Annotated in this window: 10 protein-coding genes; 2 read left to right on the forward strand and 8 right to left on the reverse strand. The window is 60.3% G+C overall.

Annotated features, from left to right (window positions below; translation table 11 throughout):
- The first annotated feature begins 9 nt into the window (after window positions 1-9).
- The gene (oadA, locus tag KGB28_RS06945) at window positions 10-1,818 is read left to right on the forward strand and encodes a sodium-extruding oxaloacetate decarboxylase subunit alpha (RefSeq protein ID WP_223443709.1); all 1,809 of its coding nucleotides are present in this window, start codon (window positions 10-12) and stop codon (window positions 1,816-1,818) included.
- A gap of 75 nt (window positions 1,819-1,893) precedes the next feature.
- Here the strand turns inward: oadA and KGB28_RS06950 are convergent, their stop codons facing one another.
- From KGB28_RS06950 to KGB28_RS06965, 4 genes are all read right to left on the reverse strand, one after another.
- On the reverse strand, window positions 1,894-3,000 hold the full coding sequence (locus KGB28_RS06950; protein WP_411740577.1) for an autotransporter domain-containing protein: 1,107 nt from the start codon (window positions 2,998-3,000) through the stop codon (window positions 1,894-1,896).
- Window positions 3,001-3,211: 211 nt separating this feature from the next.
- The gene (locus KGB28_RS06955) at window positions 3,212-3,883 is read right to left on the reverse strand and encodes a GNAT family N-acetyltransferase (protein ID WP_223443712.1); all 672 of its coding nucleotides are present in this window, start codon (window positions 3,881-3,883) and stop codon (window positions 3,212-3,214) included.
- Window positions 3,884-3,899: 16 nt separating this feature from the next.
- On the reverse strand, window positions 3,900-4,346 hold the full coding sequence (locus KGB28_RS06960; protein WP_223443715.1) for a GNAT family N-acetyltransferase: 447 nt from the start codon (window positions 4,344-4,346) through the stop codon (window positions 3,900-3,902).
- Between the two features lie 10 nt (window positions 4,347-4,356).
- Window positions 4,357-4,980 (reverse strand): FMN-binding negative transcriptional regulator, encoded by a 624-nt coding sequence (locus tag KGB28_RS06965; RefSeq protein WP_150724855.1) that lies wholly within the window; start codon window positions 4,978-4,980, stop codon window positions 4,357-4,359.
- Between the two features lie 92 nt (window positions 4,981-5,072).
- Between KGB28_RS06965 and KGB28_RS06970 the strand changes: the two genes are divergently transcribed.
- Window positions 5,073-6,626 carry a PLP-dependent aminotransferase family protein gene (locus KGB28_RS06970; protein ID WP_223443718.1) on the forward strand — a complete coding sequence of 518 codons (1,554 nt, stop codon included), beginning with the start codon at window positions 5,073-5,075 and terminating at the stop codon, window positions 6,624-6,626.
- Between the two features lie 72 nt (window positions 6,627-6,698).
- Here KGB28_RS06970 and KGB28_RS06975 read toward each other — a convergent pair whose 3' ends face one another.
- The 4 genes from KGB28_RS06975 to KGB28_RS06990 form a co-directional block, all read right to left on the reverse strand.
- Window positions 6,699-11,297, reverse strand: coding sequence for a hypothetical protein (locus tag KGB28_RS06975; protein WP_223443721.1), 4,599 nt, complete (start codon window positions 11,295-11,297; stop codon window positions 6,699-6,701).
- A gap of 160 nt (window positions 11,298-11,457) precedes the next feature.
- A complete protein-coding gene (locus KGB28_RS06980; protein WP_223443724.1) occupies window positions 11,458-12,558 on the reverse strand; it encodes a polyamine ABC transporter substrate-binding protein in 1,101 nt (366 codons plus the stop codon).
- A gap of 15 nt (window positions 12,559-12,573) precedes the next feature.
- Window positions 12,574-13,602, reverse strand: coding sequence for a histone deacetylase family protein (locus KGB28_RS06985; RefSeq protein WP_223443726.1), 1,029 nt, complete (start codon window positions 13,600-13,602; stop codon window positions 12,574-12,576).
- Window positions 13,603-13,864: 262 nt separating this feature from the next.
- Window positions 13,865-14,863 (reverse strand): AraC family transcriptional regulator, encoded by a 999-nt coding sequence (locus KGB28_RS06990; RefSeq protein ID WP_223443727.1) that lies wholly within the window; start codon window positions 14,861-14,863, stop codon window positions 13,865-13,867.
- Window positions 14,864-14,942 lie beyond the last annotated feature (79 nt).

Consider the following 14,942-nt stretch of genomic DNA (forward strand, 5'->3'; position numbering starts at 1 on the left):
AATAGAACAATGAGCAAGAAGATTCATGTAACCGACACCATCCTGCGCGACGCTCACCAATCGCTGCTCGCGACCCGCATGCGCACTGAAGACATGCTGCCGATCTGCGACAAGCTCGACAAAGTCGGCTACTGGTCGCTGGAGTGCTGGGGTGGCGCGACGTTCGACGCCTGCGTACGTTTCCTGAAAGAAGATCCGTGGGAGCGTCTGCGCCAGTTGCGCGCCGCGCTGCCTAACACCCGCCTGCAAATGCTGTTGCGCGGCCAGAACCTGCTGGGCTACCGCCACTACAGCGATGACGTGGTCAAAGCCTTCGTCGCCAAGGCAGCGGTCAACGGCATCGACGTGTTCCGCATCTTCGACGCCATGAACGACGTGCGTAACCTGCGCGTGGCCATCGAAGCGGTGAAAGCCTCCGGCAAACACGCCCAGGGCACCATCGCCTACACCACCAGCCCGGTGCACACCATCGAGGCCTTCGTGAACCAGGCCAAGCAAATGGAAGCCATGGGTTGCGACTCGGTGGCGATCAAGGACATGGCCGGCCTGCTGACCCCGTACGCCACCGGCGAACTGGTCAAGGCGCTGAAAGCCGAGCAATCGCTGCCAGTGTTCATTCACTCCCACGACACGGCTGGTCTGGCCGCGATGTGCCAAATGAAGGCCATCGAAAACGGTGCCGACCACATCGACACCGCGATCTCCAGTTTCGCCTGGGGCACCAGCCACCCGGGTACCGAGTCGATGGTCGCCGCCCTTAAAGGCAGCGAGTTCGACACCGGCCTGAACCTGGAGCTGCTGCAGGAGATCGGCCTGTACTTCTACGCCGTGCGCAAGAAGTACCACCAGTTCGAAAGTGAATTCACCGCCGTCGACACCCGTGTTCAAGTCAACCAGGTACCGGGCGGGATGATCTCCAACCTGGCCAACCAGTTGAAAGAGCAGGGCGCACTCAATCGCATGAGCGAAGTGCTGGCCGAAATCCCGCGGGTTCGTGAAGACCTCGGCTTCCCGCCGCTGGTGACTCCGACTTCGCAGATCGTCGGCACCCAGGCGTTCTTCAACGTGCTGGCCGGCGAGCGCTACAAGACCATCACCAACGAAGTGAAGCTGTACCTGCAAGGCGGCTACGGCAAGGCGCCGGGCACCGTGAACGAACAACTGCGTCGCCAGGCCATCGGCAGCGAAGAAGTGATCGACGTTCGCCCGGCTGACCTGCTCAAGCCGGAAATGGCCAAGCTGCGCGCCGATATCGGTGCACTGGCCAAGTCTGAAGAAGACGTGCTGACCTTCGCCATGTTCCCGGACATCGGTCGCAAGTTCCTCGAAGAACGTGCTGCCGGCACCCTGACCCCTGAAGTGTTGCTGCCGATTCCTGAAGCCGGCGGCGTTGCCTCTGTTGGTGGGGAAGGCGTGCCAACCGAGTTCGTCATCGACGTTCACGGCGAAACCTACCGCGTCGACATCACCGGCGTCGGCGTCAAGGCCGAAGGCAAGCGTCACTTCTACCTGTCCATCGACGGCATGCCGGAAGAAGTGGTGTTCGAGCCACTCAACGAATTCGTCGGCGGCGGCAGCAGCAAGCGCAAGCAAGCCACTGCACCGGGTCACGTCAGCACCACCATGCCGGGCAACATCGTCGACGTGCTGGTCAAGGAGGGCGACACCGTCAAGGCCGGCCAGGCTGTGTTGATCACCGAAGCGATGAAGATGGAAACCGAAGTCCAGGCGGCCATCGCCGGTAAAGTCACCGCCATTCACGTGGCCAAGGGCGACCGGGTGAACCCGGGCGAGATCCTGATCGAGATCGAAGGCTGAGTTAACAGCCGCGATACAACGCTTTATACCTCGGGGGGGCATGTGCTCCCCTTTTTTTCGCCCAGCATTCGATGGTTAGAAGGTCATCCGCCACTGCGCTGTCGCGCCATGGTTTCGGCTGTCGGTGCCCATCTCGCCATTTATGCCGACGCCCAGCGTGTGCTGCGCCGAAAGCCCCAGCTCCAGACCCGCATCCACCATCAGACTGTCACGATCCAGCGGCGCACCGGAAACGGTGTCTTTACGGCCATCGGTGATCAGCCGTTGGCGGGTTTTTGTGGCGATCTCCCCGTAGGTATGTTTCCAGCTGGCACTGAACCGTGGCGTCAGTTGCATACCGTTATCCAGCGTATTGATCTTCGCCAGTCGCAGGCCAAAAGTGCTGTTGAGATTGTTCTGCTCCTGGCCCTCGACCTTTAACGCCGCAGTGCCTCCTTTTTCCGTGTAGCCATCGCGCTGATAACGTTGATAGCCAAGGCCTGCGAATGGTTCGATGTTGATGTTGGCGCGGCCGAGGTTGTATCCGACTTCGGCAAACGCCTGCTGGGTGTTGGCGTCGTACCTGCCTTTGGGGCGGTCACTGAAACCATTGAAGGTCACCTGGCGTTGAGTGCTGCCGTCGTGATTGCTGTAGCTGGCGCCAAGACGCAAAGACATGGAGCCGCTCTGGCGCAGGGCATAAGCCCCCAGATGCCAGCTTTCGAGATCGCCATCGAGGTCACGGCTGTCCAGGCGGGTCTGTGATTTACCAGCCATCATGCCGATGCGCCATTCTTCGTCAAATGCCCAGTCCGCTCCCAGAACCAGGCCTTGGGTCGAGTACTTCAAGGCATCGTAGTCGCGATCCAGTGTGCCGCCGTACCCCAATGCCTGTAGCCAGACTCGGCTAGCGCTATTGTCGGCCGCTGTCGGGCGCGAAGCTCTCTTTTGACTGCTGAAGCCTGAGGCACTGTCTGACTGGCGCATCGCCGAGAGCATCGCGGCGCTCACGGAGCTGTCACTGTTCAACGTCGCGTTGACCAGGTTGGCGATAGTGCCTGCGCCCAGTTGCTCGATGGCGTCAGACGCGTTCTCTGGGCTGGGTGGCGCCGGTTGCTGGGCTGATGCAACGTCAGCGCAACCCAGGGCAAGTGCAATCGCCAAGACGAGTTGTTGGGGTCGGTATTTGTGTTGAACAGGCATCGAGTTTGGCCTCTTTGTCAGAAGACCAAACTCTAAAAGGAAGGCTATCGGTACCGATGTCAGGCGGTTCCGGCGGTGGTGCGGGGAGTCTCAGATTGTCATGTAGTAAATGCCTGACTGTTCGACGGAGACAGTTTTTGCCCCATCGAACTGACGTCTTTTCTTACAAGAAGTCGGGACATGGCCGGCTATCGCGATGCCTGGAAGCACTTTACGCGCGACACTCCACCAACCCTTTAACTTGCCCCGAAGCCGTCTGGTTCTCATCACTCAGCCACTTCTCGAACCCGGCGCCAATCGCCGGCCATTCCGAGTCCAGAATCGAGTACCACGCGGTGTCCCGATTTTGCCCTTTGACCACCATGTGCTGACGGAACACACCCTCAAAGCTGAACCCCAGGCGCTCGGCCGCGTATTTGGAGCGGGCGTTGGCGTTGTTGCATTTCCATTCCAGGCGGCGGTAACCCAGGGCAAAGGATTCCTTGGCCAGCAGGTAAACCGCCTCGGTGCTTTTCGGCGAGCGCTGCATCGGGGCGCCGAAGGTGACGTGGCCGATTTCGATGCGGCCCTGGGCCGGGACGATGGACATCAGGCTGAGAATGCCCTGGACCTCGCCGCTGGCGCGGTCGATCACGCTGAAGAAATACGGGTCGCTGCTGGCCGCGTGGTTGTTCAGCCAGTCGTTGAAGACGCTGCGCTCCGGGAAGGGGCCGTAAGGCAGGTAGTCCCAGAGTTTAGGGTCGGCGGCGGGGCCTTGCAGGGCTTTGAACAAGTCGTCGCCGTGGCGCGCCGGGTCGAGCTTTTCCAGGCGGATGTAGCGCCCTTCGATCAGTTGAGTCGTGGGGGCCGGGACGCCTTTCCAGTTGGCGAGTGAAATCGACATGCTGTTCTCCTTGAACCTAGATGGCTTTGCGAAACTGAATGAAACCCGGGCGTTCGGCGATGCGCTCGTAGAGCTGGATCGCGGTGGCGTTGGTTTCGTGGGTCAGCCAGTGGACCTTGTTGCAACCGTCGGCCTTGGCCGTGGCGTAGACGAACTCGATCAACTGGCGGCCAACGCCGGTACCACGGGTTTGCGGGGTCACCAGCAAGTCTTGCAGGTAGCAGGAGTTCTCGATGGCCCAGTTCGAACGATGGTAGATGAAATGCACCATGCCCACCGCTTTGCCGTCGGCCCAGGCGAGGGCGGCGTGGGTTGGCTCGTTCGTATCGAGCATGCGCTGCCAGGTGCTGTGAGTGACGGCTTCCGGTAATTCGGTTTTGTAGAAGCGCAGGTAGGCCTGCCACAGCGGCAACCAGGCCGCGTGATCACCGGCGGTGACTTGGCGAATGTCGATTTGACTCATGGTGACTTCCTTAGCGCATCAATTGGGCGAGGGTTTGGTCGTTGACGTCGGGGCTGGCGGCCAGGCCTTCGCGCACACCGGCGATGTCGGCGGGGCTGCGGTTCTGGCTGAGCTTGCGCTTGCCTTCCAGACGGTCGATGGGAATGGCGAAACCGACGATGGCCTTGAGCATGCCGTCGATGTAATCGGCGGGGGCATCGGCTACTGACCACGGTTGGGCGCGGCCAGCTTCATGACGATCGGTGAGGGTGCTGACGATGTCGAGCAGCCGCCCGCCATCGCTGAAGGTTTCGGCTCGGCCATAGGCGTGTACGGCGACGTAGTTCCAGGTTGGCACGACTTTGCCGTGTTCGGCCTTGCTCGGGTAGAAGCCAGGGCTGACGTAGGCGTCGGCACCGGCAAAAATCAGCAGGGCTTCGGCACCGTCGCGCAGGTCTTTCCACTGTGGATTGGCTTTGGCCAGATGTCCGTACAACGTGCCGTTCGAGCCTTGTTCGCAATGCAGCAGCACCGGTACATGGCTGGCTTGCAGGCCGCTTTCACCGTGGGTCACCAATATGGCGAGACGGGTGGCGAGGATCAGTTCATGCAGTTGGGACAACTCGTCGATGGCAAAAGCACGTGGCGTGTACATGGAGATATTTTCCTTGGCGAATGCCTGCATCCTAGGCAGGCTATTGGTCTGTTGTAAGAGCCATTAATGACCAATTTCATAGGTCCATTGCGATGACTAGCGAACCACTGTCCCTGACCTTCAATCCCGCAGGTATCGAACTTGATCGTCGCCAGGGGCTGAGTCGTCAGCTCTACCAGGCATTGCGCACGCGTGTGTTGGACGGGCGACTGGCCAGTGGTACGCGTCTGCCCGCCAGTCGTGATCTGGCAGCAGCGCTGGCGATTTCCCGCAACAGTGTGGTGCGCGCCTACGATCAGCTGTACGCCGAAGGGTTTATCGAAGGGCGAGTGGGCGACGGGACTTATGTCGCGCAATTGCCCCAGGCAACCTTGCCGGCGAAAAAACTATCCACAAAAGTATCCACAGGGTTTTCAACAGGGTTACCCACAGCCTTATCCACAAATTGGCTCGATTTACCTGTGGATCCATCCAGCAAAGTTATCCACAACGACCCGTTGACCCGGGTCAAAAACAACCATTTGGCCAGTCCGCCGAGCGGTCCGCCCCGGGCATTTCGGGTCGGTGTTCCGGCGTTCGATCTGTTTCCATTCGAGGTCTGGGCCAAGCTGAATGCGGCTTTCTGGCGCAAACCGGATTTTCAACAGCTGTGCTACGGCGACCCGGCAGGCGACGCACGCTTGCGCGGGATGATCGCCGCGTATTTGCGCAGTTCGCGGGGCATGCAGTGCACAGCTGAACAAATTCTGATCACCAGTGGCGCGCAGCAGGGAATCAGCCTTTGTGCACAGTTGCTGGTGGAGCCCGGTGACGGGGTGGCGATTGAAAATCCAGGGTATCGGGCAGCAGGTCATGCCTTCGCCGTGGCGGGGGCGCGGTTGCATGGGGTGGCGGTGGACAGCGAGGGCATCAATTGCAGCGAACTGTCAGCACTCGATGATTGTCGGCTGACCTACGTCACGCCGTCACACCAGTATCCCACCGGCGTGGTCATGAGCCTGGCGCGACGCCTGGAGCTGCTGGCCTGGGCCGAACGCACCCAAGGCTGGATCGTCGAGGATGATTACGATGGCGAGTACCGCTACAGCGGCGCGCCACTGGCGCCTTTGGCCGCGCTCGATCGTCACGGGCGGGTGCTGTATGTCGGCACGTTCGGCAAGGTCGCGTTTCCGGCGTTGCGTCTCGGTTATCTGGTGCTGCCGCCGGGGCTGGTGCAGGCCTTTGCGCAGCGACGTGCGGTGGACGTGCGGCACTCCGAAGTCAGCACCCAGGCGGTGATGGCCGAGTTCATGGCGACCGGGCATTTCCAGCGTCACATTCGGCGCATGCGGCGCGCGGCGCTGAGTCGGCGCAATACCTTGCTCAATGGTTGGCCGCTGGATATTCCAGGCATCGGCAAACTGCCCACCGTCGCCGCGGGACTGCACATGACGGTGCCGGTCGACAGCGTGGCCCGTGAACGCGAGCTGATCGAGTTGGCGAGCAGTGTCGATGTCGAGGTCAACGGCTTGAGCAGTTATTGGCTGCCGGAGTCCGCGACCCCGATGGATCAACGCGCCGGTCTGGTGCTGGGCTTTGCCGCGGTACCCGAAAAGGCGATCGAGGCGGCGTTGCAACGGTTGCGGGCGGTGTGGCGTGTTGGCTGAAGCGCGCGGATTGGCAGTCCGCGCTTACGGGCTTCCCGGTGTTGTTGCAGAAGACCAATTGGCGCTCCGGGTTTACGAGAAGAACAGCGCACGTGCCAGTTGCGGGCTGATCTCGCTGCGATAGATTGCAATCACTTGCGGGTTGGTAGTGGCCGAGCGCAGGTCGAATGCACCCGCCAACAGTCGTTGATCCCGCAGTTTCAGGTGGGCGGCGGTGAAGGCGTCGATCGGCGCATCCTGGCTGGCATAGTGGAAATGCGCATACCACAGCACTTGCTGGTTTCGGCGCTCGCGAATTTCATATTCCTGCATGTAATCCTTACGCGGGCCCTTGAGCCGGCGTCGATCGCCGCTGCGCACAATGTCGACTTCATTTTTGCTTCGCAGCCACTGGACGCGGGCGGCCGTGGGGGGTTGTTGCTTGGTCATTTCGATGCGTATCCGTTGACCATTGGCGTACAGTCGATCGCGCGCCTCCTTCAATTCCGCGCTCAGATCCGTTGCGGCAACTGCGGGTCCATCGGTTGTATTTGAGTCGATCAGGGATTGCTCCAGGGTCCTGGCACTTTGTTCGAAATGCTCGGCTTTTTGCTGGAACAGTTCCTCTATTTCCACCGGGATACGGCCGGGCTTCTTCGCGTTCGTTTCGGTTTGCTGGATAAAGCTTTCCAGGCCATCGAGCAGTGCCCGGCCGTGGGCAATTTGCATGTCGAGTGCCGGTGCTTGAACCGTCGGACGGTGACGCCTGGCCGGAACCCGTTCAAGCCAGACCCCGGGTGTTTTTTCGTGAAAGGTGGCGATGACCTTGCCGGTCATGGGGGCGCGCACATCAAGCAGAACCGGCTCACCCGGTGCTGAAGGACGTACTTCACCAACGACCGTGCCATTGAAGCGAGTTTTCACTACTCGTTTGCGCGATGCCGGGGCCGGTCTGGAAGGTCCTGGTCGCGGCTCTTTGGGCGGCGCTTCTCGTAGCAACTGCACCAGGTAGCCCTCGGTGTCTTGCTGGAATTCGCTGACCCGATTGCGCAAATGCTTGAGCGGTTGCTCCTGTACTGCGTCCTTGTGGTTGACGGCGAAGTCTTCGAAGGATTGATCGATGTCCACGAACTGTTCGAGCATGGCGCTGAGTGCCTCGATGCGTTCACCTGCCACCCAGGTGCTTTCTTTCAGCATCAGCTCTTGGGAGGTCTGGATAACCAGATTGGTCGTGTCGAGCAAGCGTGCGAATTCGCTTCGGGCTTCGTTCAGGGCAACGCTGTCACCTTCTTTGAGGCATACCTCGCGGGCCAGCGAAACCTGAAGCGCCTTGAGATCGTTCAGGCTGTAAGCCGGCAGTTTGGCTCTGTAGGTGCTGACCATTTGCGCAGCACTTCTACCCAGTCGACTCAACTCCTGGAAACGTGAATGAACAAACTCGATTTTGCCGATCATGCCCTCGGTCAGGTCGATCATTTTTTGATAGGTCTCACGGTCGCCAGCCCCGCCTGCCATTTCTTCAGCATCCAGCAGCGTCAGGGTCTCCTGCAGGGTTTGGGTGAAAGCTGGACCTTTTTGATCGAGCCATGTCTGGTTGAAAAACAGCTGGGTGCCGAGCATCTCGACCATGTCGGTGCGGAAACTGGAAACCGTTTCGAGCAGGTTCAACGATTTCAATTGTTCAATGGGGGCCGCGTATTGGCTGGTGCGCTGGTCGAGTTTCTCGAGGAACTGCTGTTGAATGGCAGGCCGCGTCTTGTCGCTGGCGGCTTTCATTTGTTTGTAGGCATCCGTCAGTTCTGTGCGTGCGCTTTCGCGCTCGTTATTGAATTCGGCCAACTGCTGTTTGAGCTCGGTGACGCGCTGTCGATTTTGTTGTTTCAACGCCTTGCGTCGACTCGACAAACCACCGCCCCGCAGACGCAGGCGCGTATCGACAAACCAATCACCCCGTTGATTGCTGATCAATGCAGGGCCGCTGCGTAGGGGCTGTTGCCGTGAGTCGATAATCGATACCTCACCAGCTTCCTCAACGGCCACTTCGAACCAGCGCTCACCGACCGAGGCGTAATACCGGGCTCCGTCACGATAGAGATGACGATAGATGCCGCTGGCTCTATCCGGTGGGTTGAGTGAATCGGGCTTGGTGACTTTGAAGCGATCCAGGGTTTTCTCCAGGCTCAGGGCGGCGCCTGTCAGCACGGATATTCGATGCTGTGAAGAGGCAGCTTCGCCGACGGTATCGGGCACCTGAACAACGACAACAGGCTGGGATGCCGGTTTTTCCTCAACTTCGGTCGCGACCTTTGACGAGGGTTTTTCTTCGATTCTGTGGGCAGTCGCATGGCGCGTGCTGGCGTGATGGGCGAGCACCATGGCCAGGGTCAGCAGCAGGTCGGTCATCGCTGTTTTCTGCTGTTGTCGGTCACCACTCTCGCTGGCGTCTACCGTTTGTTGCAGGTCATCCAGTACCTGCCAGATCCAGGCGGCCGTGCCGACGGTGCGGCCGAGAAAAGGCAGTGCTGCGTTCAGAATCATCCACGCCGCCTGCTTGAAAGTCGCCCAGCGATTCTGCGCATTGGACACCGATTGCCGTTGCGCCAGCTCGACCAGCGCGTTGACGTTGGCCTTGAACAGGTTGGCCATGTAATCAGCGGCGACGACCCCGGTACCCAGGGCAAGCGTGCCGCCCATTTGCAGCGGGGTCAGTGGGTCAGCCAGGAGTTGCGAGAGGGACCAGACCGAAGGCCGATCACCAGTGAACACATAGTTCGCGTAATTGGCACGTACGCTGTCCGGCAACCAGGCGAGCACCGATTGACGCAGTGTCGGCGTGTGCTTGATGGCATAGATCAGGTTGGCCGTTGTCGGGTACTGGCTCAATGGCTGATCGAGCAGCGGGCGATAGAGCAGGCACGGGCCTTTGTCCATCTGCCGCGGACCGATCACGAACATGTTGGTCACTTCGTCCGCAGAGGCACTCAGACGCCAGCCGGGATTGAACGCCAGCGGGCGAATGACAATTTCCTGGCCATCCACCCAGCGGTTGGCATCGAGCACCTGAACCACGGCCGCAACGTAGCGGTAACCGCGTTCATCCATCCCGCCCTGTGCGCGAATTTTTTGCTGCAATGCCAGGAGCGGCAGTTCGACTCGCAAGTGGCTGGTGAACAGACCCTGGTGCCGCAGGCTCTCAAGGGGATCGTCGAGCAGTTTGCTTTTGATCAGCGTCGGATAGGTCTTGCCGATGTCGGCGCTGGTGATTAGCGCCTCCAGGTAACTCACCGTCAACCATGCCGGCAGTGCTGTAGCGCTGGTGCTGCGCACGGTGTTGTTGCCCAGCGGCAGGGCAATCAGGTTTTGCAGTGCCAGGTCGACCAGGCTCAGCGTGGTGCGCTCGGGCTCCATCAGCGGCACAAAGGCGCCCCAGACCACCACGCTATCGACCACGATCTCGATGTCCGCCAGATTCAGCAGTGCAGCATCGGCGTGCTCTTTGAGCATGGCATCGCGCAGTTGATCCAGAGCGAACTCGCGGATTGGCTTGATCCCGTCCTGAAACGACTGACCGGCGTTCTGATTCTGCACTTGTGCCAGATTCATCAGGTGACGGCTGTAAGCGGTGAGATCGCTGGAGGAAGCGCTGGCCATCCAGTCTGGCAATGCTTGCTCGACCCAATTGAATCGAGAGGGTTTTTGTTTGTCCTTGGGATCGAGCTCGTTCGTTGAGCGGCTGATGTGCGGTGCCAGGTCGGGATTCACCGTGGCGGTATCGTTTGCCAGGGCGCCAATCGAGTCCGCTTGCAGGGCAATCAGGTTGCACGCCAGATGGTCGAAGTAATTGCCCTCGGGCTCGATCAGGCGCCATTGCAAGGTGTTGCCGGTTGCCTGCTCATCTGCATACGTCAGCAAGGATTCGCCCAGTTCCTGCAACGAATCGTAGGCCTGAAAGCCGTGGGTAATGGTGTGAGTAATGATGAGGCTGCGGCTGCCTTGGCTTCCGATCAGTACCGCCATGTCGAGGATGTTGAGGTGTGTCGAGACGTCGTCGTTCAAGCAGTCGAGGTCAATCAGGCATGCTCGCGAATGATAGGGGTCATGAGTCCCGCGCGTGCTTTTGTCCGGGTAAGCGAACAGGTTGCGGGCCATGGCGTAACGGTCGGAATCCCAGTTCGTGTTCGATTCGATGTTCCACAGTTCGCGTAGAGATTTGGACAGGCTTTGCCACCGTGGAGCGGACTCTCGGGTGAACTGGTTCCAGTAGTCGACCTGTTGCTCTTGAAACGCGACAAACAGCAGGGGCGCCAACTCGTTGAGCAGTCGCCCGATGGCATCGATGCTGACGGGCAGTTGCGCCGGAGTGGGCTCCAGCGGCTGCAGCGTGAGGTAGTGCTCGCCATCGAGGTAGACCACGGGGGTGGCCGCTACGCCATGGCGTACCAGCGCGTCGGTCAACGATTCAAAGTGGCGTGGTCCTGGGACGACACGCTGTTCGTCAAAGGTCCAGGTCGGGGTGACCACCATCGCCAGGCGCGGGTCGATGTGCAGGTCCGGGTACAGCGCTTGCAGGGCCGGTTGCAATGCATGGGTGGCGACCTCCCTGATCGAGGGACCGGCCACCAATTGGGTAAGCAAGGCGTCTTGATCGGCTGAGAGATCGGGTACGGAAGGGGGGGTGGAAGTATCGGGCATGGGTCACATCCTTTGTGGGGGCTGGCACCGTTGAATGTTCGGTGTGCGATCCCTGGCAAGGTAGTGATGGGCAGGACGACGTTGGCGGTAAATAAATATTGCGAGCAAAAAAAGACCTGCGTAAACGCAGGTCTTGTTGACGACGGGAACGAGGCGGTTGTCAGGTACCGGACTTGATCTTGGTCCAGGCCCGGGTCCGCGCACGTTCGGCATCGCGCGGCAGCGGTTGCAAGGTGTAGAGCGTGCCCATCGCCGCGTCGGTCGGGTACAGGTTGGGGTTGTTGCGGATCGCCGGGTCGACCAGTTCCGTGGCGTCCTTGTTCGGGTTCGGATACCCCACGAAGTCACTGACCGGCGCAATCACTTGCGGCTGCAGCAGGTAGTTGATGAAGGTGTAGGCGTCTTCGGGGTTTTTCGCCCCCTTCGGAATCGCCAGCATGTCGAACCAGATCGGCGCGCCTTCCTTCGGCAAACGCATGTCGACGACCACACCGTTCTTGGCTTCCTTGGCGCGGTTGGCGGCTTGCGAGAAGCTGCCGGAATAACCGACTGCGACGCAAATGTCGCCGTTGGCTATGTCGGCCATGTACTTCGACGAGTGGAAGTAGGTGATGTACGGACGGATCTTCATCAGCAGTGCTTCAGCCTTGGCGTAGTCCGCAGGCTTCTTGCTGTTGGGGTCCAGGCCGAGGTGTTGCAGGGCCAGCGGCAGGATCTCCGAGGGCGAGTCGAGCAGGGCGACGCCGCACTGCTTGAGCTTGCTGATGTTCTCTTCCTTGAAGATCAGGTCCCAACTGTCTACCGGCGCGTCGGCACCCAGGACTGCCTTGACCTTGTCCGGGTTGAAGCCGATCAGGATGGTGCCGTACATGTACGGCACGGCGAACTTGTTGCCCGGGTCGTTGGCTTCGATCAGCTTCATCAGCTTGGGATCGAGGTGGTTCCAGTTCGGCAGCTTGCTGCGGTCCAGTGGCTGGAACACGCCGGCTTCGATTTGCTTGGCGAGGAATACGTTGGATGGCACCACCACGTCGTAGCCGGAGTTGCCGGTCAGCAGCTTGGCCTCCAGCGCTTCATTGGTGTCGAAGATGTCGTAGACCAGTTTGGTCTGGGTGTTCTGGGCCTTGAAGTCTTCCAGGGCCTTGGGGGTGATGTAGTCGAACCAGTTGTAGACGCGCAACGTTCGTTCTTCGGCGTGCGCCGCGCCGCTGAGCAGCGTGGCGCACAGGGCTGGAAAAATAAAACGCTTAAGACTTTTCATTTTTCTACTTCCTCATTAAGCGCTTTCAAAACCTTCGAGAACGTTCACGGCATTGATGCCGATTTCTTCCACGGCATAGCCGCCTTCCATGACGAACAGCGTGGGTTTGCCGAGCGCCTCGATGCGCTTGCCCATGGCCAGGTAATCCGGACTGTCGAGTTTGAATTGCGAGATCGGATCGTCCTTGAAGGTATCGACGCCCAGGGACACGACGACGATGTCGGCGCCGTAGCTTTCGATCTCTTTGCAGGCTTGTTCCAGCGCTGCGCTCCAGGTGTCCCAGCCGGAACCGGCGGCCAACGGATAGTTGAAGTTGAACCCTTCGCCAGCGCCTTCGCCGTGTTCATCTTCATAGCCGAGGAAGAACGGGAACTCGGCTTCCGGGTGGCCATGGATCGAGGTGAACAGCACGTCGCTGCGCTCGTAGAAAATCGACTGGGTGCCGTTGCCGTGGTGGTAGTCGACGTCGAGGATCGCGACCTTTTTGTGGCCTTGATCGAGGAACGCCTGGGCGGCGATGGCAGCGTTGTTGAGGTAGCAATATCCGCCCATCAAATCGCTGGCGGCGTGGTGTCCCGGTGGACGGCACAGGGCGAAAGCAGAACGGGCGCCGCGCTGGATTTCCGCTTGGGCGGTGAGCGCGACTTGTGCTGCGCTGTACGCCGCTTGCCAGGTGCCGGCGGTGATCGGGGCGCCGCCATCGAAGCTGTAATAGCCGAGCTGGCCGTGCAGGCTGGTGGGTTTGATTGAGCGCAGGGTGCGGGCCGGCCAGGTGTAGGGCAGCAGGTCACCGTCGGTGTTGAACTCGGTCCAGCGTGCCCAGGCGCCTTTGAAGAAGTCGAGGTAGTCACGGCTGTGAATACGTACGATCGGTTCGAGGCCGAAATCCTTTGGCGCTTCGACTGGGCCAAGATTCTGGTTCTGCACGCGTTGCAGCACATGATCGGCGCGCGATGGCATCTCGAAGCACGGCTTGAGCTGGCCGTCGATGAGTTCGCAGCGGCCATGGTGCAGGTGGTGATCGTCAGAGTAGATCGTCAGCATTTGTTGTTCTCCGCAGGGCTGATTCGGTTGCCCCCAGTGTTGCGGTGTACGGCGAATCGGAGAACGGCAGGAAAGGCCAAAAGGGGATCGATATGGCCAAAACATTTGACCGAAATTCGCCCCTTACTCACGGCTGCGTTCCGGGTGAGTGCATGAAAAGCTAAACCTGTGGGAGCGGGCTTGCCCGCGAAAGCGGTGTTCCAGCCAATGGAGATGTATCGGTTGTACCGGCCTCTTCGCGGGCAAGCCCGCTCCCACAGGGTTATCCGTGTGGCCGGAACTGGCTGGGCGCCACACCACTCCAGCGCACAAACGCATGGCGAAAACTCGCGGTCTCGCTGAAACCCAGGGCTTCGGCGATCTGATAGATCGGCAGTTGATCCTCGCACAGCATTTGCTTGGCCTGCTCGAAGCGCAGTTCGTCGAGCAGTTCCTGATAGCTGCAACCCATGTCCTTGAGATGCCGGCGCAAGGTCCGCGCCGAACAGTTCATTTGCTCGGCCAGCCCCTCCAGCCCGGGCGCGGCGTTCAGTTGCGCGCTGAGCAATTGGCGGATCCGTCCCAGCCACGCCTGTCGCCCGGTGAACTCGATGTTCTGTTTGCGGCAGCGTTCGGCCATGGCTTGATGGGTGATGACATCGGCCAGCGGCAGTGGCTGGTCGAGCCAGCGCTTGTCGAAGGCGAAGGCGTTGTTCCGCGCACCGAAGTGCATTGGGCAGTTGAAGTGTTCGGCGTAGGTCGCTTCGTAATCGGGCGCGGCATGTTCGAAGCGTGCGTCGAGCAAGGGCAGGGGATGGCCGAGCAGGTCGTCGCAGGTGACCTTCAGCGACACCAGGCAGAACTCGGCGTTGAACACCGCCATGGCGGGGCTCTCGCGGTAATCGGCGGCGGCGAACCAGATGCGCTCGCCATCGTCTTCAAGGCTCAGTTCGAAAAGTGTTCCCAGCAGCGCCGGATAGCGCATCGCCAGACGCAAAGCGTCACCGAAGGTGGCACTGGTGAGCAGGGCGTAACCGAGCATGCCGTAGCAGGAAACGTGCATCCGCCGGCCCAGTTCCAGGCCGATGTCACGCTTGAGGGCGACGGCGTTGGCGCAGACCTGCATTTCCTGATTGGTGGTGATGCGCGTGTCGGCACGGTTCAGATCCGCCGCACTGATGCCGCTTCCGGCCAGCAGCGCTTCGCTGGACAAGCCTTGTGCCTTGAAGGCATCGAGTACCAGGGAGACCGCGTTGAGCGTGGTGAGGTGGGAGTGGAGCATGAGGACTTCCAGCCTTGGGGTGGCTGGAACGCAGCAAGTTGTATGCCGGGCGAGAATCCCAATGTGGGGGCGGCGGTGC

Origin of the sequence: Pseudomonas sp. BF-R-19 (assembly GCF_019956445.1) — a bacterium.
Taxonomy (GTDB): domain Bacteria; phylum Pseudomonadota; class Gammaproteobacteria; order Pseudomonadales; family Pseudomonadaceae; genus Aquipseudomonas; species Aquipseudomonas fluorescens_BH.

Coding starts and splice junctions, on each gene's coding strand:
- KGB28_RS06975 (WP_223443721.1), bottom strand. CDS start 11,297: ATGCCCGATACTTCCACCCCCCCTTCCGTACCCGATCTCTCAGCCGAT.
- KGB28_RS06955 (WP_223443712.1), bottom strand. CDS start 3,883: ATGTCGATTTCACTCGCCAACTGGAAAGGCGTCCCGGCCCCCACGACT.
- KGB28_RS06990 (WP_223443727.1), bottom strand. CDS start 14,863: ATGCTCCACTCCCACCTCACCACGCTCAACGCGGTCTCCCTGGTACTC.
- KGB28_RS06985 (WP_223443726.1), bottom strand. CDS start 13,602: ATGCTGACGATCTACTCTGACGATCACCACCTGCACCATGGCCGCTGC.
- KGB28_RS06950 (WP_411740577.1), bottom strand. CDS start 3,000: ATGCCTGTTCAACACAAATACCGACCCCAACAACTCGTCTTGGCGATT.
- KGB28_RS06980 (WP_223443724.1), bottom strand. CDS start 12,558: ATGAAAAGTCTTAAGCGTTTTATTTTTCCAGCCCTGTGCGCCACGCTG.
- KGB28_RS06970 (WP_223443718.1), top strand. CDS start 5,073: ATGACTAGCGAACCACTGTCCCTGACCTTCAATCCCGCAGGTATCGAA.
- KGB28_RS06960 (WP_223443715.1), bottom strand. CDS start 4,346: ATGAGTCAAATCGACATTCGCCAAGTCACCGCCGGTGATCACGCGGCC.
- oadA (WP_223443709.1), top strand. CDS start 10: ATGAGCAAGAAGATTCATGTAACCGACACCATCCTGCGCGACGCTCAC.
- KGB28_RS06965 (WP_150724855.1), bottom strand. CDS start 4,980: ATGTACACGCCACGTGCTTTTGCCATCGACGAGTTGTCCCAACTGCAT.